The organism is Hydrogenophaga sp., from assembly GCF_026125785.1.
Taxonomy (GTDB): domain Bacteria; phylum Pseudomonadota; class Gammaproteobacteria; order Burkholderiales; family Burkholderiaceae_C; genus Hydrogenophaga.
In genome coordinates, this window is record NZ_JAHCKL010000004.1 from 60,014 (window position 1) to 78,908 (window position 18,895).

Here is an 18,895-nt window from a genome sequence, read left to right on the forward strand (position 1 = left end):
AGTGAGCGAGGGCCACGGTCATGGGGAGGTTGCGGATGGAAGGGACGCGTCCGTGCCGGATCGAGAACGCCGCCGCGTCATGGCTTGCACATCGAGCATCAACTGGCGGGTCTTGAACACACGCACGCCGCAATGGTAGTGCAGCAGGTTGCGCAAAGGCAGGCGCATGGCCTGAAGGCCATCGGCACAGGCACGCAGGGTCGGCAGAAATGGCGCCGGCTCATCCAGCGCGTCTTGCAGCGCCAGCCAGTGTGCGCCGGCCAGGGCATGGGCTTCGCCAGGCTCCCTTGCCTGATGCAGGCCACTTTCGGGCAACAGCACGTAGTGCAAGGCGGGGTCCAGGCGGGCAAGTGAACTGCCCTCGCGCGACAGGTCCGGCAACAGACCCACACTGCGAAGCAACAGCCATTCGAATGCCCGCAGCGCCAGTTGCTGCGCATCGCTCTTCTCAGCGAGCAACTCGACCGTCGCCGCAAAATGGTCAAAAAGGCTCTCGTGTGGATCGTCACGCGCCAGCAAGCGCATAAGCAGTTCGTTCAGGTAGCCGCCCGAGACCAAGGCCTCACCGGTCGGCATGACATGCCCACCCTGCCACTGGGCGGCCTTGAGGGTGCGCACCTCCGCATCACCTGTCCAGGACACCAGCAGCGGCTGCAGCGGCAGCAGCACCGGACGGAACTGGGAACTCGGGCGCTTCACGCCCTTCGCAACCATGGCGATGCGGCCATGATGCCGGGTAAAAACCTCAAGCACGAGACTCGATTCGCTCCAGTCGTACCGATGCAGCACGAAAGCGGGCTCGTCGGTGATGCGTTTCAGGGCCACGGCGTCGGGCCTCGTCTTGAGGGAGTATCCAAAGAGGCCGGCAAGGCAGGCTACTCGTATCCGAACGAGCGCACGCGTGCATCGTCATCAGCCCAACCCGAGCGCACCTTCACCCAGAGCTCCAGAAACACCTTGCAGTCCCAGAGCTTCTCCAGCTCCTGGCGGGCCTCGGTACCGATGCGCTTGAGCTTCTCCCCCTTCTCCCCGATCACCATGCCTTTGTGACCTTCGCGCTCGACCACGATGGTGGCCGCGATGCGGCGCAACTGGCCCTCCTCCTCAAACTTGTCGATCACCACCGTGGATGTGTACGGCAGTTCGTCGCCCGTGAGACGAAACAGCTTCTCGCGCACCATTTCGCTGGCCATGAAACGTTCGCTGCGGTCGGTCAGGTCCTCCGGATCGTGAATCCAGGCCTGCTGCGGCAGGTATTTCTCGCAGATACCGAACAGGCGCTGGATGTCCTTGGGTGCCTTGGCCGACATGGGCACGAATTCCGCGAACGCGTGGCGTTCCTGCATGGACCGCAGCCAGGGAGCCAGGTCGGCGCGTCGATGAACCTGGTCGAACTTGTTGGCCAGCAGGATCACGGGAACCTGGGCCGGCAGCAGAGACAAGGCCTTGGCATCCGCCAGGTTGAACCGGCCGGCCTCCACCACAAAAAGAATCAGGTCCACATCGCTCACCGCACCGATGACCGTCTTGTTCAGCGCCCGGTTGAGCGCGTTGCCATGCCGGGTCTGGAAACCCGGGGTGTCCACGAACACGAACTGACTGGACCCCAGGGTGCGGATACCTGTGATGCGGTGGCGCGTGGTCTGCGCCTTGCGGGAAGTGATGCTCACCTTCTGCCCGACCAGCGCATTCAACAGCGTGGATTTGCCCACGTTGGGCTTGCCCACGATGGCCACGTAGCCGCAGCGCTGCTCGCGCTCATCCACGGGCTCGCGCACCTCGGGCACCTCGGTATCGGTGGCCAAAGCCGCCTCCTTGCCGAGCGCTCGCGCCAGCATGGCATCGAGATCGGTATTGATGGCAGGGGATGGAGCAGGTGCAGTGGACATGGCGGTCGATCAGGCCGTAAGGGAAGCTCGCAGATGTTGCAGCATGGCGGCGGCCGCGGCCTGCTCCGCAGCGCGCCGGGAGGCCCCGATGCCACGCTCGCAGTGACCCGTTTCAGTCACGGTGCACTCCACGTCGAAAGTTTGCTGGTGCGCCTCACCCAAGGTGGCGACCACCCGGTAGGCAGGCAGTTTCATTTTGCGCCCCTGCAGCCACTCCTGCAATTCCGTCTTGGCGTCCTTGCTCATCGCACTCATCTGGGCATTGAGCTCGACACCGCTGTAGAGGCGTCGGACCACCGCCGCAGCCACCTCGAAGCCGGCATCCAGATAGACCGCACCAATCACGGCCTCCAGCGCATCGGCCAGGATGGATGGCCGCTTGTGCCCACCTGAACGCTTCTCGCCGTCACCGAGGCGCAGGCCCGAAGACAGCCCCAGACCCGTGGCGATCTGCACCAGGGTCTCCTGCTTGACCAGATTGGCCCGAACCCGGGAAAGATCTCCCTCGGGCAGGTGGCTCAGCTTCTCGAACAGCAGCCCGGAGACGGCCAGACTGAGCACCGAGTCGCCCAGAAACTCCAGGCGTTCGTTGTGGTCGGCGGTAAAGCTGCGGTGGGTCAGCGCGCGCTCCAGCAGGCGCGGGTTGGCGAATTCGTGCTGCAGGCGCTTCTGCAGCACGGTCAGTTCCGGACTCAAGCAGCGCAGCGCCCGCCCGGGCGTGTCCATCCGACGATCGGGCTCATTTGGAGCGGCCCTCGTACTTCATCACAAGGTGGGCAGGACCGAACAGGGGAATTTCGCGTTGATAGGCATAGGACACGACCACCCGATCGCCTTCCTTCCCGACAGTGAGATCCTTGCCGGAGATGGTGCGGATGTCGTCGATCTGCGCCGCCTTGTCGAAGATGGTCCGCACTTCCGACACCGTGGTGCCCGCAGCGGCCTTGTCCACCGCCTTCTGCACGGCCAGGTACTCGATATAGGTCGGCACGACCTGGGCCAGGATGACGCCGGAATAGGCCAGCAGGATGCCCACGATGAGCAGACCGATGAAAGTCAGTCCTTTTTGTCGACGCTTCAATGCCATGACTTCATTCTCCTGAGACAAGCGTTGTCACTCGAACGACCCGATTCGGCCGAGATCACCGAAGTTCATCCACACGAAAAATGCCTTGCCGACAATATTGGCATCCGGGACAAAGCCCCAGTACCGGGAATCGAGGGAATTGTCCCGATTGTCGCCCATCATGAAATAGTGCCCCTCTGGCACTTTGCAGGTCACCCCTTCGACCGAATAGCGGCATTGATCCAGGAAGGGAAAGTCGGTCGATCGGTTGATGAACGCGGCGCGGTCGTCGTCGTTGAGCGTGTTGTAGCTCCGCCCGTCCATGGTCTCGCGGAACTGGCGCGAGTAACGCATGGAGTCGTTGTCGAAGAAGTCAGGCTGCGCCACACGTGGCACGGGTTTGCCATTGACCGTGAGCTGCTTGTTGATGTAGGCCACCTCGTCACCGGGAACACCGACCACCCGCTTGATGTAGTCCAGGCTGGGCTGCGGCGGGAAACGGAAGACGATCACATCCCCTCGCTGCGGCTTGTGGTTCTCCAGCAGCACATTGTTGAACACCGGCATGCGGACGCCGTAGTGAAATTTGTTCACCAGGATGAGGTCACCGACCCGCAGGGTCGGAATCATGGAGCCAGAGGGGATCTTGAACGGCTCGAACAAAAAAGAGCGCAGGACAAAGACAGCGAGGATCACCGGGAACAGGCCAGCGGTCCAGTCCAGCCACCAGGGCTGGCGCAGCACCTTCTGGCGGGCGTTGTCCACGTCGCCCTCGATCTGGCTGAAACCCTGTTTGAGCAGCGCCTCCTTGCGCGCGGTGTACTCGTCTTGCAACTGCTGGGCCGCACGCCGACGTTGCGGCAGGAACACCAGGCGTTCAGCCACCCAGTACACGCCCGTGACCACGGTCGCCAGCATCAGAAGCACCGCGAAATTGCCTTCGACCGCACCGGTATACCAGGCCACGGCATACGCGCCGAAAGCCGCGAGGATCACCGCGGTGATCGATCCCATGAGCGCCTGCATCAGTCCTGCACCTGCAAAATCGCGAGGAAGGCCTCCTGGGGCACCTCGACCGAGCCGATCTGTTTCATGCGCTTCTTGCCTGCTTTCTGTTTTTCGAGAAGTTTGCGTTTCCGCGTGATGTCACCGCCGTAGCATTTTGCCAGCACGTTCTTGCGCAGCGCCTTGATGGTCTCCCGTGCGATCACATTACCGCCGATGGCCGCCTGGATGGCGACGTCAAACATCTGGCGGCTGATGATCTCACGCATCTTGGCAGCCACCGCGCGCCCCCGGAACTGCGCCTGCGTGCGGTGCACGATGATGGACAAGGCATCCACTTTCTCGCCGTTGAGCAGGATGTCGACCTTGACGACGTCGGAAGGCCGGTACTCCTTGAACTCATAGTCCATGGAGGCATAGCCCCGGCTGACCGACTTGAGCTTGTCAAAGAAGTCCAACACGATCTCGCCCAGAGGCATGTCGTAGGTCAGCATGACTTGCTTGCCGTGGTAAGCCATGTTCAGTTGAACCCCGCGCTTCTGGTTGGCCAGGGTCATGACAGCCCCCACATATTCCTGTGGCATGTACAGGTGGACCGTCACGATGGGCTCGCGGATCTCCTCGATGCGGCCCTGGTCCGGCATCTTGGAGGGGTTTTCCACCATGATGACCTCACCGTCGCCTTTGACGACCTGGTAGACCACGCTGGGTGCCGTGGTGATGAGGTCCTGGTCGAATTCACGCTCCAGGCGTTCCTGCACGATCTCCATGTGCAGCAGACCGAGAAACCCACAGCGAAAACCAAACCCCAGTGCCTGAGACACCTCGGGCTCATAGTGCAGCGACGCATCGTTGAGCTTGAGCTTCTCCAAAGCGTCGCGAAGCGCGTCGTACTGGTTGGCTTCGGTGGGGTACAGACCGGCGAACACCTGCGGCTGCACCTCCTTGAAACCGGGAAGAGGCTCCTCAGCCGGGCCGGCATTGTTGGGCAGCTTCTTCTCCAGGGTGATGGTGTCTCCCACCTTGGCAGCCTGGAGCTCCTTGATGCCAGCGATGATGTAGCCCACCTCGCCCGCGTGAAGCGCCTCGCGCGCCTCATTGGCAGGCGTGAACACGCCAAGGCTGTCGGCGTTGTAGACCGTATTGGTGGCCATCATCTTGATGCGCTCGCCCTTGAGCAGGTGGCCGTCCACCACCCGGACCAGCATCACCACGCCCACGTAGGCGTCGTACCAGCTGTCGATGATCATGGCCCGCAGCGGCGCGTCCTGGCGACCGCGCGGTGGCGGGATGCGAGCCACCACCGCCTCCAGAATGTCCTCCACGCCCATGCCGGTCTTGGCCGAGCAGGGAATCGCATCGCTGGCATCGATGCCGATCACATCCTCGATCTCACGCTTGGCGTTCTCTGGATCGGCATTGGGCAGATCCATCTTGTTGAGCACCGGGAGCACCTCCACGCCCAAATCGAGCGCGGTGTAGCAGTTGGCGACGGTCTGCGCCTCCACCCCCTGACTGGCATCCACCACCAACAGCGCGCCTTCGCAGGCAGACAGCGAGCGCGAGACCTCGTAGGAAAAGTCCACGTGTCCGGGCGTATCGATCAGGTTGAGGTTGTAGACCTGCCCATCGCGGGCCTGGTAGCGGAGCGCAGCGGTCTGCGCCTTGATGGTGATACCCCGCTCCTTCTCGATGTCCATGGAGTCGAGCACCTGCTCGCTCATCTCGCGCTCGGAAAGTCCGCCGCAGCGGGAGATGATGCGATCCGCGAGTGTCGACTTGCCATGGTCGATGTGCGCGATGATCGAAAAATTGCGGATGTGGTTCATCGGGAAAACGGCTCGGACACCCCTAAAACCGCGGGTTCCAGCGGGATCGGGCGGACATAAAAAAGGGCGCGTCAGCTGCTGACGCGCCCGTAACCAACAATCAATGGCAACTGCGATAGTTGGGGTTTCATTGTAGGCAAAAAGCCTGGAAAGCAAACCACCGAACCCACGAGAAAACCTTGTTGCAGCGCAGCAACGATCGAATTATCCACAGAAAATTCACAACCTTGAGAGCGCACCTGTTGACGCGGCTGTGGATGACCTGGGGGCTTCCTGTGAAGCTCCCACATCGTGGACCGATGGGGGGCAGGGACACAGGAATCCGATCAGAACGGCGCTCATTTTAGCGAAATTGGTCAAGAGCCATCGCGTGTTTGTTAGCGATTACAAACATCCGCTGCCTCCCGAAAGCCAGATGGCTCAGGAAAACCCGGTGTGGCGAAACGACCAACGCCCGGAAAAACCCAAATGCCTTCGAGGGTTATTGGCCAAGGCGGATGCCGCCGTCAGCGAGACGGCCGGATCACCGCGTATTGGGCCCATTCACCACGGCGGAAGAGCACGTTGATGGGCTTGGTCTTGTCGGCCTTGCCCAGCGCCGCTTCAAGGTCCTTGACGGTCGCGGTTTCGGTATTGGCAATGGCCACGATCACGTCGCCTTCGCGCAGGCCTGCACGCGCCGCTGCGCCCTCGGCCGTGACCACACGCACGCCGCCCTTGACGTTGAGCTCCTTCTTCTCGGCCGCCGAGAGATCGGCCAGACTGAGTCCGATGGCCTGCAAGGCATTGCTGGACTGCGGCTTGTTCGGCTCAGGGGTGGCCGCGCGGGCTTCCTGGCGATCGGGTTCGAGCTCCCCCACGGTGATGGACAAGTCGCGCTGGCTGCCCCTGCGGAACACCGTCATGGTGCTGCGGTTGCCGGGCTTGGTATTGGCCACCAGCCGCGGGAGATCGACAGACTTTTCGACGTCCTTGCCGTCGAACTTCAGAATGATGTCACCAGGCTCCACGCCAGCCTTGGCCGCGGGCGAGTTCGGCTCCACCCCCCGCACGAGCGCGCCTTTGGGCTGACCAAGGCCTATCGATTCGGCCACGTCCTTGCTCACTTGGTCGATCTGCACCCCGATGCGGCCCCGCGTGACGCGGCCGGTCGCACGGAGCTGGTCGGACACCCGCACGGCTTCGTCGATCGGGATGGCAAACGATATCCCCTGAAAGCCGCCAGAGCGCGAATAGATCTGGCTGTTGATGCCGATCACTTCACCCCGCATATTGATCAAGGGCCCGCCCGAATTGCCTGGGTTGATGGCAACGTCGGTCTGGATGAAAGGCAGGAAGTCTCCCGTGTCGCGCTGTTTGGCGCTCACGATACCGGCGGTCACCGTGTTTTCCAGACCAAAAGGTGAGCCAATGGCCATCACCCACTCGCCCACCCGCAGACGGTTCACATCCCCGATCCGCACCGCACTCAGACCCGAGGCCTCGATCTTCACGATGGCCACGTCGGTGCGTTTGTCGGCGCCCACGATCTTGGCCTTGAACTCGCGCTTGTCCGGCAGCGTGACGATCAGTTCGTCTGCCCCGTCGACCACGTGCGCATTGGTCATGATCAGGCCATCGGCACTGAGAATGAACCCCGAACCCACCCCCCGTGGCTGAGCTTCGTCGGGCGTCCCGCCGCGGTCACCACGGGGATTGCGTGGCGTCATGCCAGGCGGGATGGGAATGCCAAACCGGCGGAAGAACTCGAGCATCTGCTCGTCAGCCCCGCTGCCTCCAGCGTTGTTGCTGCTGGCCCGCTCAAGGGTGCGGATATTGACGACCGAAGGCCCTACCTGGTCCACCAGGTCGGTGAAATCCGGCAGCCCGCGCACGCTCGCCGCCGCAGGAGCCGTCGCCTGAGCAGCAGCAGGCAGTTGGGCGCCGCCCACCAGCAACACGGCCGTGGCCAGCAGGGAGGTCACCGAGGGACGAAAGGCAGAGCGCATCATGGGACTCCTTTGCGGTTCAAATGCAGATCAGAAAGCGGGTTGCCAGGACATGCGAAGCCATATGGAGGCGCAACGCCCGCCTGCAAGGGCACATGCGCTCAGCGTGCCCGCTCCAGCGCGGACGCAAACCTGCGCAGCGTCTGGGCAGGCACCTCACCCAGAGCAGTGACCCAGTAGTCGCCAACCCGGCGGCTTACCGAATGGGTGGCGCCGACCACGGCGACCGATTCCTGCGCGTGGCGTTGCGGATCGAACGGCTCGACAAACAGGGACACCGAGGCCAGTCCGTCGGAGAACACCCATTGCATGGGGGCTGTCCCCGGCGGCTGCGGACTCCCCGCGTCGCGGGTATGGCAACTCATGGGTGAGAAGCCCGGCACGGACTCCTTCAGGCGCCAGCCCTCGGCTTCGGGGGTGGTTTTCTTCAATGCAGGCCTGAGCACCTCATAGCCTCGGGTGTCCTTCATGAGCTTCTTGAGCTTGTCCATGCTCACCGGCGCGTCGAGCTGCAACTCGGAGAAGGCCACCTGTTCCAGCACACTGCCCTGCTCGCCAAGCGTCTGCAGCTTGACCACCAGTCCGGTCTGCTGCTCTGACCAGATGCGGTAGCCAAAGCGCAGGTCGTCGCGCGGCAGGATCTCGACCATGTCGGCCAGATGGCCCGCCACGCGCTGCACGCCCACCTCGCGCGATTCGTAGTACTGCGGAATCAGGTTGGTCGATGCCCGCAGGAAGTCTGGAAACACGCCCAGCGAGTCCCGCTTCTCCACCAATGCCGTCCGGGTTTCCGGTACGAAGGTGATGACTTCGCTGTTGCGCCGGATGGTGGTGCGTGCGGCTCCCGTCAGCGTATCGATGCGCTCCATCTGCTGAGAGCCATCGCAGACATGCCAGATCTTGGAGGCCGACATGGACGAGCCGGCCGACACCACCAGCGTCCCGATGTAGGCTCTTTGCCGGGAGGCCTCATGCATGCGCGTCAGCCATTCGTTGACGGTCCGGGAAGCCGGCTGCACGGCTGGAGATGTCTGCGCCTGCACGGGCACCCAGAATCCGGAGGTCAGGGCCAGCAGGGTCACCGCCCCCCATCGGCGCAGGCCGGGCCAGGTGGCATGGATGGTGCCACCACGCGGAGAGAATCGTCGGACGCGGAACAAGGACGGAGACAGGGCCGGCGTCATGGTCATTCAGCGTGCAGACGTGTCATAGGTGGCGCCCCGGATGAACCCTGTGGGCATCTGCAGGGCAGACATGCCGCCGTGCTGCCGATGCTCGGCCAGCAGCTCCTCGAGCCGTGCATCCCGGATCAGCGGTCCTTGACCCGTGTTCACCACCACCTCGGTGGGACGAGACGGGGACATGACCGCAGCCACCGCCTGAGGCTGAGCAGGTGCCGCTGTCACAGGCGCCGCGGGCGTCGAGCTGGCCAGTTGCGGCCCTGGAGTTGCAACACCGCCGGGCAAGGAGCCGCCCATCAGGTTCCAGCTCACGGCCACGACGGCGGCCAACGAAGCGAAGCCCGCCGCCATCTTCCAGCGAAAAACCGCGTCGTTGGCAGCCTGTTCCGAAACCGACTCCTCCAAGGGCGCCAGCACCCGGCCTTGTGGTGCCGGCGAAGGTCGGCGCCCGTCCTCCGCCTGCAAGCGCTCACGAACCCCAGCCAGGAAATCCGCAGGCCGCTGCGCGCACACCACGCCGGTCGAGCCGCGCAACACATCGCCGATCACCTGGTATGCGTGCCAGTCGCCCAGTGCCTGTGGTTCGGCGTGCACGGAGGTCAACAGCTTGGCCAGCCCGGCAGCCTCAAGTTCCCCATCGACGAGCGCGGACAGGGCCTCCTGCGCATTCGACGGGTTCGGATTCATATGTGCGGCGTTCATGATGGACTTCCCAATTTCAAGAGACGACAGCGGCTGCGCAGGACAGCCCGTCCGTAGCTTCTCTACCAGCGTTTACCTGTCTGTCGCTCCAGCATCGGCTTGATACGGCCCGAAATCGCCTCCCGGGCCCGGAATATCCGGGAACGCACGGTGCCGATGGGACAATCCAGCGCCACGGCGATCTCTTCATAGCTCATGCCCTCGATCTCGCGCAAAGTGATGGCCATGCGCAGCTCTTCGGGCAGCGCTTCCATGGCGGCGTTCACCGCCTCGGCAATCTCCTTGCTGGCCAGCACCGCCTCGGGCGTCTCGGTGTCGGCCACTGCTGAATTTAGTTCGCGTTCCGGGGCGGAAGTTTCATCGTCATCCCCCGATTTCATCTGGGATTGGAAGACCAGCGGGTCGCGCTTGAGTTCCATGAGTTGCTTCTTGGCCGTATTGACCGCGATGCGGTAGAGCCACGTGTAGAACTGGGCATCGCCGCGGAACTGCGCCAGCGCCCGGTAAGCCCGGATGAACGTCTCCTGGGCAATGTCCTGGACCAGATCGGTATCGCGCACCATGCGCCCGATCAGGCGCTCCACCCGCCGCTGGTATTTCACCACCAGCATTTCGAAGGCTTTCTGCTCGCCCGCCAGTGTGCGCTGCACCAGCATGACGTCACTGTCCGGCGGCGGAGGAGCGGTATGGTCTTCGAAGGTCATGCGCGCGAAAATATAACCCATGCACTCAGGAATGCCGGCTCAATGCGCGGCGCAACGGCACCCAAAGGCTGGGCGCCTGTCGGCACTCCACCCAGATCCACGCAACTCCAGCAGGTCCACCGTTCAACCTGAGCAAGGCGGTGGACTGCAGGTCGAGCATCACGTCCACGCGCTGCAACTCCCGCACCGGAAACGCTTGTGCGGCACTTCGCCATAGCCACAGACCTGCAGGGCCTTCGTTCCATGCCGCGCGGGCCTGCGCGTCCCAGCACAGCAGACCGCGAGGTGCGCGCCACCAGACGCGCACTGCTGCAGCCGCCCAGCACAGCCAGAGCAAGGCGCCCCAGCCCGCCAGCCACCCGTGCATATCGCCCAGCCCGGACGGAAGCAGCCACCATGCCGAGAGCCCACTCAAGCCGCCCAGCCCCAGCAAGAACACCAACTGGGCGTGTACACGGGAGCGCCCCACCGGGAAGCTCACCGATGGGGCGTTGTGCATCGATGGGAGAAGCGGTCAGACGCGCTGGAAGACCAACGTTCCGTTGGTACCGCCAAAACCGAAATTGTTTTTCACGGCCACTTCAATCTTCATATCCCGCGCCGTATTGGCGCAGTAATCCAGATCGCACTCGGGATCCTGATTGAAGATGTTGATGGTTGGCGGGCTCTTCTGGTGGTGCACCGCCAGCACGGTGAACACGCTCTCGATGCCCCCCGCACCGCCCAGCAGATGCCCCGTCATGGACTTGGTGGAGTTCACCACGACCTTGCGGGCATGATCGCCCAGCGCCGCCTTGATGGCATTGCTTTCGTTGACGTCACCCAGCGGCGTCGATGTCCCGTGGGCGTTGAGGTAGTGAACCTGATCGGCGTTGAGTCCCGCGTTGCGCAACGCATTGACCATGGCGCGGCGCGGACCATCCATGTTGGGTGCGGTCATATGGCCGGCGTCGGCACTCATGCCATACCCGCTCACTTCCGCGTAGATACGCGCGCCGCGCGCGCGCGCATGCTCGTATTCTTCCAGCACCATGACACCCGCCCCCTCGCCCAGCACGAAGCCATCACGGTCACGGTCCCAGGGCCGCGACGCTGTCGCGGGATCGTCATTGCGGGTCGAGAGTGCGCGCATGGCGGCAAACCCACCAATGCCCAGCGGAGAGACGGTTGCCTCAGAGCCGCCGGCGACCATCACGTCCGCATCGCCGTATTCGATCTTGCGTGCCGCCTCACCGATGCAATGCAGTCCTGTCGTGCAGGCCGTGACCACCGCCAGATTGGGGCCCTTGAAACCGAAGCGGATCGACACATGGCCGGAGATCATGTTGATGATCGAAGCGGGCACGAAGAACGGCGAGATGCGGCGCGGCCCGCGGTTCATCAGCTCGGTGTGCGTCTCCTCGATCTGGGGCAACCCACCGATGCCCGAGCCGATCAGGCAGCCAATGCGTTGCGAGAGCTCTTCTTCAAGCGCGTCGCCCACCGGAAGGCCCGAATCAACCACCGCCTGGTGAGCTGCGGCAATGCCGTAGTGAATGAAGCTGTCCATCGTGCGCGCTTCCTTGGCACCGATGTACGCATTCAAATCAAAGCCCTTGACCTCACCGGCAAAGCGGCAGGCGAAGTTGCTGGCATCGAACTTGGTGATGAGGTCGATACCCGACTTGCCCGCCAACAGACTGTTCCAGGATTCCTCCACGGTGTTGCCGACGGGACTGATGCATCCCAGACCGGTCACGACCACGCGACGACGACTCATTCTTGATCCTCAGGGCTGAGCGTTGAATCTTCAACGCGGCGACCCCGGAGCGCCTGGATACTCTCCGTCTAGGCTGCCCGGTGGTCGAGCGTTCGCAATCAGGCTTTCTGGTGAGCCAGTGCGTAGTCGATGGCGTTCTGGACGGTGGTGATCTTTTCCGCGTCCTCGTCGGGAATCTCGATACCGAATTCGTCTTCCAGCGCCATCACGAGTTCAACCGTATCCAGCGAGTCGGCGCCCAGGTCGGCCACGAAAGCCTTCTCATTGGTCACTTGGCCTTCTTCCACGCCAAGTTGCTCGGCAATGATTTTCTTCACACGTGCTTCGATATCGCTCATAGGTCCCTCTAAGGGTGGTTGTAGATACAGACCGCCATTTTAGCCACCCCGGGGGGATACCCCCAGATGGCCCGCCGGGCGGCTCACGCGGCGTACGAAGATGAGAAGGGTGGGTTCAGGCCATGAACATGCCACCATTGACATGCAGTTCCTGACCCGTCACATACGCGGCCTGCGGACTCGCCAGATAGGCCACGGCGTGTGCGATGTCGGCGGGCTTGCCCAGATGCCCCAGCGGAATCTGCCCCAGCAGAGCTTTCTGTTGCTCCTCGGGCAACGCAGCTGTCATGTCGGTCTCGATGAACCCCGGAGCGACACAATTGACGGTGATATTGCGGCTACCCAGCTCGCGCGCCAGCGCACGCGTCATGCCGGCCACGCCGGCCTTGGCCGCTGCGTAGTTGGCTTGCCCGGGGTTGCCAGACGCCCCCACCACACTGGTGATGCTGATGATGCGGCCATAACGCTGCTTCATCATCGGCCGGATCACGGCTCGGCTCATGCGAAACACGGCTTTGAGATTGGTGTCCAGCACAGCGTCCCAATCCTCGTCCTTCAGGCGCATGGCCAGCATGTCGCGCGTGATGCCCGCGTTGTTCACCAGAATGTGCAGGCCGCCGTGCGTCTTCACGATGTCATCGATCACGGCCTCGGCGGCCGTTGCGTTGTTCACATCGAGCACCGCGCCGCGGCAACCGGACGCGGCGCCGTGTACGGCGGCCAACGTGGTGCCAATGCGCCGGGCACCCTCTTCGCTGGTTGCGGTGCCGATCACGGTCAGGCCACGCGCGGCGAGTTCCTGCGCAATGGCCGCACCGATGCCACGAGAAGCGCCAGTGACCAGGGCCACCTGGCCCGCGAACTTGGTTTCGGACATGTGTGATTCTCCTGGGGTTCAGGCCAGCAGGGCCTTGACTTCGGCCAGCGTCGGAGGGTCAAAGAGTGCCGCCCCGGCCAGGGCGGGATCGATGCGTTTGATGGTGGCTGCCAGCACCTTGCGTGGCCCACATTCCACGATGGTATCCACCCCCTGCGCCTGAATCGCCTTGACGCACTCCACCCAACGCACCGGGCCGAATGCCTGGCGGTACAGGGCATCCCGGATGCGGTCGGGATCGGACTCTGCAGCGACGTCGATGTTGTTGATGACGGCGATGCGCGGTGGCGCAAACGCGGTCACAGCCAGTTGCTCGCGCAGCTTCTCCGCCGCCGGCTTCATGAGGCTGGAGTGGAAAGGCGCCGACACCGGCAGCGGCAGGGTTCGCTTGGCCCCCAGCGACTTCAGCACCTCACAAGCCTTCTCGACGCCGGCCTTGCTGCCAGCGATCACGGTCTGCGCGGGGTCATTGAAGTTCACCGCTTCCACCACTTCCGGGCTGCCCGCCCCAAATCCGGCCTGCGCCTGCGCGCAGCCAGCGATGACCCCCGCCGCATCCAGCCCGAGCACGGCCGCCATGGCCCCCGTTCCTACCGGCACGGCGTCCTGCATCGCCTGCGCACGAAAACGCACCAGGGGTGCCGCCTGCGCCAGCGTCAACACACCCGCCGCCACCAGCGCCGAGTACTCGCCCAGCGAGTGGCCGGCCAGCACATGGGGCGTGGCACCACCCTCAGCCTGCCATACGCGCCAGGCGGCAATGCCCGCCACCAGCATCACGGGTTGGGTGTTGGTGGTCAAGGCCAGCACATCTGCCGGGCCCTGGTGAATCAGTTGCGCCACATCTTCGCCCAACGCGTCGGAGGCTTCGGCCAGGGTTTCACGCACGGCCGGGTGATCACCCCAGTCGTCGAGCATGCCCACCGATTGAGAGCCCTGACCAGGAAAAACGAATGCAAATTTCTTCATGTGTGATGTCCGCAGACAAACAGGAAACAGGAGAAGCGACGCTGCACGCAGCTCCGGCGTCAGAAGTCCAGCAGCGCAGAACCCCAGGTAAAGCCGCCGCCCACACCTTCGAGCAACAAGGTGTCACCACGGCGAATCTGGCCCTGTCGCACGCCATGGTCCAGCGCCAATGGGATCGATGCCGCCGAGGTGTTGCCGTGCTGGTCCACGGTGACAACCACCTTGTCCATGCCAAGTTTCAACTTGCGCGCGGTGCCTTGCATGATGCGGATATTGGCCTGATGGGGAATCAGCCAGTCGATGTCTTCCGTGGTGCGGCCCGCCTTCTGCAGCACGGCGCGCGCCGTGTCCTCCAGCACGCCGACAGCCAGCTTGAAAACCGCCTGGCCGTCCATCTTGAGCAACGGGTCGCCCAGGACCTGCCCCCCTGAAACATGGCCAGGCACGCACAGGATGCCGGTGTGCTTGCCATCTGCATGGATATCGGTTGCCAGAATGCCAGGCGTGTCGGATGCCCGCAGAACCACGGCACCAGCCCCGTCGCCAAACAGCACGCAGGTGGTGCGGTCGTTGAAATCCAGCAAGCGGCTGAATATCTCTGCCCCGACGACCAACGCGTTGCTGGCGCTGCCCGCCCTGATCATGGCGTCGGCCACGGTCAAGGCATAGATGAAGCCGCTGCAGACCGCCTGCACATCGAACGCGGGACAGCCGGCGATACCCAGCTTGTGCTGCAGTATGGTGGCGGTGGAGGGAAACACCATGTCTGGCGTGGACGTCGCGACGATGATGAGATCGATGTCAGAGGCGGGCAGGCCCGCCGCGTCCAGGGCCTGGCGGCTGGCTTGCAACGCGAGATCACTGGCAAAAACGCCGTCGGCGACAAAATGGCGGGCACGGATCCCTGTGCGCTCCACAATCCAGTCGTCGCTGGTTTCCACCCCTCGCTGAGCCAGCAGAGACACCATGTCGGCATTGGTCAGGCGCCGGGGAGGCAGGCAACTGCCGGTGCCGGTGATACGGGCGTAGCGTGTCATGCGGGAAGAATGGAGAGGGTCAGAGGGTCGGGATGCTCTTGAGTTCGCTCGGAAGCGATTCCGGCGAAATCAGCGGCTTGGCGTGCGCGATGCGATCCCGGACGTTGTCCAGCAGTTTGTTTTGGGCCGCATCATAAGCCCGACCCAAGGCCTGCTCGAACGCAAAGGCGTCAGCCGAACCATGGCTTTTGAACACCAGGCCTTGGAGGCCCAGCAGGGCGGCGCCGTTGTAGCGACGATGATCCAAACGGTGCTTGAACGCAGATAGCACCGGATAGGCAAAGATAGCACCAATTTTTCGAAAAATATTGCGAGAAAACTCTTCTCGCATCACACCAACGACCATCGAAGCCAGCCCCTCGCTGGCCTTGAGCGCCACATTACCGACAAAGCCGTCACAGACCACGATGTCGGTGGTGCCCTTGAAGATGTCGTCACCCTCGATGTTTCCAAAGAAGTTGAGATCACCGGTGTTGGCCGCATTTCGAAGCAAAATCCCTGCTTTTTTGATGACTTCGCTGCCTTTGATGACTTCTTCACCCACATTCAGCAGGCCGACCGTGGGTTCCTGGCGGCCACTGGCGGCAGCCACCAGTGCTGAGCCCATGACCGCGAACTGCAGCAGGTGCTCCGCAGAGCAGTCCACATTGGCCCCGAGGTCCAGCACGGTGGTAGCTCCCCCGCGTGCGTTGGGCATCTGGGTAGCGATCGCGGGGCGGTCAATGCCCTCCAGCGTCTTGAGCACATAGCGCGCGATGGCCATGAGGGCACCGGTGTTGCCGGCAGATACCGCCGCCTGAGCCTCACCAGCCTTCACCTGCTGGATCGCCACCCGCATGGAGGAATCCTTCTTGCGACGCAGCGCGACCTCCACCGGATCGTCCATGCCCACCACCTCGGTGGCCGGCACCACTCGGCAGCGCACATTGTTCAGAACCTGCGGCCAAGCCCGAAACACCTCCGGCTTACCCACCAACAGCAACTGGGCCTGAGGGTGACTGGCCAGGAATGCGGCGCACGCAGGCAGCGTTACCGCCGGGCCGACGTCGCCACCCATGCAATCGACAGCTATCGTGATCATGTCGACATCATCCCAGAAGAGCGAAAAAAAGCCCGCAGCGGATGCGGGCTTCTGCCTCGATCACCACCCGCCTCCCCCGATCGCGATGACGCGGCGAGGCCGGTGGCAGCCCTTCATTCAGGCTTCGGACTTGTTCTTCAGAACCTGGCGGCCACGGTAGAACCCGTTGGGGCTGATGTGGTGGCGCAGGTGGGTTTCACCGGTGGTCGGCTCCACAGCGATGCCCGGAACATTGAGGGCATTGTGCGAACGGTGCATGCCTCGCTTGGAGGGCGACTTCTTGTTTTGCTGGACGGCCATGTTGGGCTCCTGGAATCGATAAGGTCAGAACAGGTGCGCCTCAACCGCACACCCCTCGTGCCGGACTTGTTCCGGACAGCCGCTTCTGCAGCGACGGGTAGGGGCCTATGGATGCCAGCGCAAAGCCAAGCATTATAGCCCGAAGCGGCCCGCCCGCCATCAAAAGCCTATTTCTTGAGCTTTTGCAAGACCGCAAAGGGATTGGGGCGCCCTGAGCCCTCCTCGTCAGGCACCGCCGGGTCCCTGGCCTGCATCGGCCATTGAACGGGGCAGATGCCGTGCACCGGAACCAAGGGAAGTGCCATCAGAAGCTCGTCCTCAAGAACTTCGTACAGGTTGGGGCGCGGCTCCAGCGCCAGCAGGTCTTCCTCACAATCGTCGTCCTGGGCCTCTGCGGCGGCCTCGTCCGCAACGAAGCGGAACCAGCGATCCACCTCGAGATCGGTCTCGACGGGTCCCAGACAGCGCTGGCAGGTCAGCGGCAGCTTGGTGCCCGCGCGCATGTGCATCCACGGCTCTGGGGAAGCGCCTGCAGGTCCCGGGCGCATTTCGCCCAGGATCTCCCACTGAACGGGCCCTGGGGATGGCGCTTCGCCAGCGGCTTCGCTCAACAGGCGCGGCAGCAGGGCCATCGGTGTTTCCAGGGTCAGACGAGCACCAGCTTGCGCAAAACCTCGGGCGTCCAGCCGTTCCGGGCTCCAGGCGAATGTCGGGGCGGATTTCATCCCGGCAGTGTAAAAGAATGCGGGGAAAATACCGGGATGTCGACGACCAAGAACCTCATCCGCACCGGCACGCGCCGCCTCATCCTGGGCTCTACGTCCCGCTACCGGCGCGAGTTGCTCTCGCGGCTTCAGGTGCCGTTCGAGGCCGTTGCACCCGATGTGGACGAAACCCCGGCACCCGGCGAGGCTCCGGCCACCCTGGCCACAAGGCTCGCGCAAGCCAAGGCACGCGAGGTGGCTCGCCGGCATCCCGACGCGGTGGTGATCGGCAGCGACCAGGTCGCCGATCTGCGCGGCCTGCCGCTGGGCAAGCCTGGTGACCATGCGCGCGCGGTGGCGCAGTTGCGCAGCATGAGCGGCCAGACCGTGGTGTTCCAGACGGCGCTGACCGTGGTTTGCCTGGAAACCGGCTTTGAGCAGAGCGACCTGGCCTCGGTGCGGGTGGTGTTTCGCGACCTGGACGATGAGGAAATCGAACGCTATCTGCGCGCTGAGCAGCCCTACGACTGTGCTGGCAGCGCCAAGAGTGAAGGTCTGGGCATCGCCCTGCTGGAGCGCATTGACAACGACGACCCCACGGCGCTGGTGGGCCTGCCTTTGATTCGCACCTGCCGCATGATCCGCGCAGCCGGCCTCCTACTGCCGTGAGCACCCACTCCCAGAACCCGGGCACCCTTTTCCTGGTGCCCACGCCGCTGGACTTCGGCATGGACGCAGCGCCCGCGACGCCGCTCGATCAATGGCTCCCCGGCGAAACCCTGGCAACGGCCCGCCGCCTGACCTACTGGATCTCGGAGAATGCCAAGAGCACCCGCGCCTTTCTCAAACGGGTCGAAAGCGTGGGAAATCTCGCGGCGCCGTTGCAGGCACAACACATCGCCGCCTTGCCAAGAGCCGCCCACAAGCGGGGTGATCACACACCAGAGGCCGAACTCGAAGCGCAGGCACGCGCGCTGCTGATACCGGCCCTACAAGGCCACGATATCGGGCTGGTCAGCGAAGCAGGGATGCCTGCGATCGCCGACCCTGGAAGCTCCATCGTGCGCGCGGCACATGCCCTGGGTATGCGGGTCGTCCCTTTGACGGGGCCGATCTCGTTGATGCTCGCGCTCGCTGCGAGCGGCCTGAACGGGCAGAGCTTCGCGTTCGTCGGGTACGTGCCGCAGGAGGCGTCCGAACGCGCGAGGCGCCTGCGCGAACTGGAAGCACTCGCGCTGAAATCCGGTCAGACGCAAATCCTCATTGAAACGCCGTACCGAAACAGCGCTCTGCTGCAGTCCTTGTTTCAAACACTGCAGCCCGGCACCCGTCTGGCGGTGAGTGCGGCGCTCTCGCTCACGCAGCAGGTCAGCCGCAGCGCCCTGATCAGCGAATGGCGGCGCCACCGTGCGCTGCCGGACAGTCTTCCGCTGCAGGCCCCCTGCGTGTTCCTGCTGGGGCGCTGA

At 63.6% G+C, this 18,895-nt stretch carries 21 protein-coding genes; 2 read left to right on the top strand and 19 right to left on the bottom strand.

What is annotated here, in order from left to right; all coding sequences use genetic code 11:
* Window positions 1-18: 18 nt before the first annotated feature.
* The 19 genes from recO to KIT53_RS06010 all read right to left on the bottom strand — a co-directional run bounded on the left by recO (window position 19) and on the right by KIT53_RS06010 (window position 17,357).
* Window positions 19-825: a DNA repair protein RecO gene (gene recO, locus KIT53_RS05920; RefSeq protein ID WP_297749149.1), complete on the bottom strand. Its 807-nt coding sequence runs from the start codon at window positions 823-825 to the stop codon at window positions 19-21.
* A gap of 50 nt (window positions 826-875) precedes the next feature.
* Window positions 876-1,889 (bottom strand): GTPase Era, encoded by a 1,014-nt coding sequence (era, locus tag KIT53_RS05925; protein WP_297749152.1) that lies wholly within the window; start codon window positions 1,887-1,889, stop codon window positions 876-878.
* A 9-nt stretch (window positions 1,890-1,898) separates the two neighbouring features.
* On the bottom strand, window positions 1,899-2,615 hold the full coding sequence (gene rnc / locus KIT53_RS05930; protein ID WP_297749155.1) for a ribonuclease III: 717 nt from the start codon (window positions 2,613-2,615) through the stop codon (window positions 1,899-1,901).
* A gap of 13 nt (window positions 2,616-2,628) precedes the next feature.
* Complete coding sequence (locus tag KIT53_RS05935; RefSeq protein ID WP_297749157.1) at window positions 2,629-2,976, bottom strand: DUF4845 domain-containing protein; 348 nt, start codon at window positions 2,974-2,976, stop codon at window positions 2,629-2,631.
* A 27-nt stretch (window positions 2,977-3,003) separates the two neighbouring features.
* Window positions 3,004-3,981 (bottom strand): signal peptidase I, encoded by a 978-nt coding sequence (gene lepB / locus KIT53_RS05940; RefSeq protein ID WP_297749160.1) that lies wholly within the window; start codon window positions 3,979-3,981, stop codon window positions 3,004-3,006.
* Entirely contained in the window at window positions 3,981-5,789 is a 1,809-nt protein-coding gene (gene lepA, locus KIT53_RS05945) for a translation elongation factor 4 (RefSeq protein WP_297749163.1), read from the bottom strand. The genes lepB and lepA overlap by 1 nt, the downstream gene beginning before the upstream one ends.
* Window positions 5,790-6,295: 506 nt before the next feature.
* Window positions 6,296-7,780: a Do family serine endopeptidase gene (locus KIT53_RS05950; protein WP_297749166.1), complete on the bottom strand. Its 1,485-nt coding sequence runs from the start codon at window positions 7,778-7,780 to the stop codon at window positions 6,296-6,298.
* A 98-nt stretch (window positions 7,781-7,878) separates the two neighbouring features.
* Window positions 7,879-8,961, bottom strand: coding sequence for a MucB/RseB C-terminal domain-containing protein (locus KIT53_RS05955; protein ID WP_297749170.1), 1,083 nt, complete (start codon window positions 8,959-8,961; stop codon window positions 7,879-7,881).
* Window positions 8,962-8,967: 6 nt separating this feature from the next.
* On the bottom strand, window positions 8,968-9,660 hold the full coding sequence (locus KIT53_RS05960) for a sigma-E factor negative regulatory protein (RefSeq protein ID WP_297749173.1): 693 nt from the start codon (window positions 9,658-9,660) through the stop codon (window positions 8,968-8,970).
* A 62-nt stretch (window positions 9,661-9,722) separates the two neighbouring features.
* Window positions 9,723-10,364 (bottom strand): RNA polymerase sigma factor RpoE, encoded by a 642-nt coding sequence (gene rpoE, locus KIT53_RS05965; protein ID WP_297749176.1) that lies wholly within the window; start codon window positions 10,362-10,364, stop codon window positions 9,723-9,725.
* Between the two features lie 25 nt (window positions 10,365-10,389).
* The gene (locus KIT53_RS05970) at window positions 10,390-10,863 is read right to left on the bottom strand and encodes a hypothetical protein (RefSeq protein WP_297749177.1); all 474 of its coding nucleotides are present in this window, start codon (window positions 10,861-10,863) and stop codon (window positions 10,390-10,392) included.
* Window positions 10,864-10,878: 15 nt separating this feature from the next.
* A complete protein-coding gene (gene fabF / locus KIT53_RS05975; RefSeq protein WP_297749181.1) occupies window positions 10,879-12,123 on the bottom strand; it encodes a beta-ketoacyl-ACP synthase II in 1,245 nt (414 codons plus the stop codon).
* Window positions 12,124-12,221: 98 nt separating this feature from the next.
* The gene (acpP, locus tag KIT53_RS05980) at window positions 12,222-12,461 is read right to left on the bottom strand and encodes an acyl carrier protein (RefSeq protein ID WP_297749184.1); all 240 of its coding nucleotides are present in this window, start codon (window positions 12,459-12,461) and stop codon (window positions 12,222-12,224) included.
* A 115-nt stretch (window positions 12,462-12,576) separates the two neighbouring features.
* Entirely contained in the window at window positions 12,577-13,338 is a 762-nt protein-coding gene (gene fabG, locus KIT53_RS05985; protein ID WP_297749186.1) for a 3-oxoacyl-ACP reductase FabG, read from the bottom strand.
* 18 nt (window positions 13,339-13,356) lie between these two features.
* On the bottom strand, window positions 13,357-14,307 hold the full coding sequence (fabD, locus tag KIT53_RS05990) for an ACP S-malonyltransferase (RefSeq protein ID WP_297749189.1): 951 nt from the start codon (window positions 14,305-14,307) through the stop codon (window positions 13,357-13,359).
* Between the two features lie 59 nt (window positions 14,308-14,366).
* A complete protein-coding gene (locus tag KIT53_RS05995) occupies window positions 14,367-15,344 on the bottom strand; it encodes a beta-ketoacyl-ACP synthase III (RefSeq protein ID WP_297749191.1) in 978 nt (325 codons plus the stop codon).
* Between the two features lie 19 nt (window positions 15,345-15,363).
* Entirely contained in the window at window positions 15,364-16,425 is a 1,062-nt protein-coding gene (gene plsX / locus KIT53_RS06000) for a phosphate acyltransferase PlsX (RefSeq protein WP_297749194.1), read from the bottom strand.
* Window positions 16,426-16,542: 117 nt separating this feature from the next.
* Window positions 16,543-16,725, bottom strand: coding sequence for a 50S ribosomal protein L32 (rpmF, locus tag KIT53_RS06005; RefSeq protein WP_005794249.1), 183 nt, complete (start codon window positions 16,723-16,725; stop codon window positions 16,543-16,545).
* 167 nt (window positions 16,726-16,892) lie between these two features.
* A complete protein-coding gene (locus tag KIT53_RS06010) occupies window positions 16,893-17,357 on the bottom strand; it encodes a DUF177 domain-containing protein (RefSeq protein WP_297749197.1) in 465 nt (154 codons plus the stop codon).
* Window positions 17,358-17,486: 129 nt separating this feature from the next.
* On the opposite strand from KIT53_RS06010, the gene KIT53_RS06015 reads away from it, so the two are divergent.
* Together KIT53_RS06015 and KIT53_RS06020 are read left to right on the top strand one after the other, a co-directional pair.
* A complete protein-coding gene (locus KIT53_RS06015; protein ID WP_297749200.1) occupies window positions 17,487-18,098 on the top strand; it encodes a Maf family nucleotide pyrophosphatase in 612 nt (203 codons plus the stop codon).
* Window positions 18,099-18,157: 59 nt separating this feature from the next.
* Complete coding sequence (locus KIT53_RS06020) at window positions 18,158-18,895, top strand: SAM-dependent methyltransferase (protein WP_297749634.1); 738 nt, start codon at window positions 18,158-18,160, stop codon at window positions 18,893-18,895.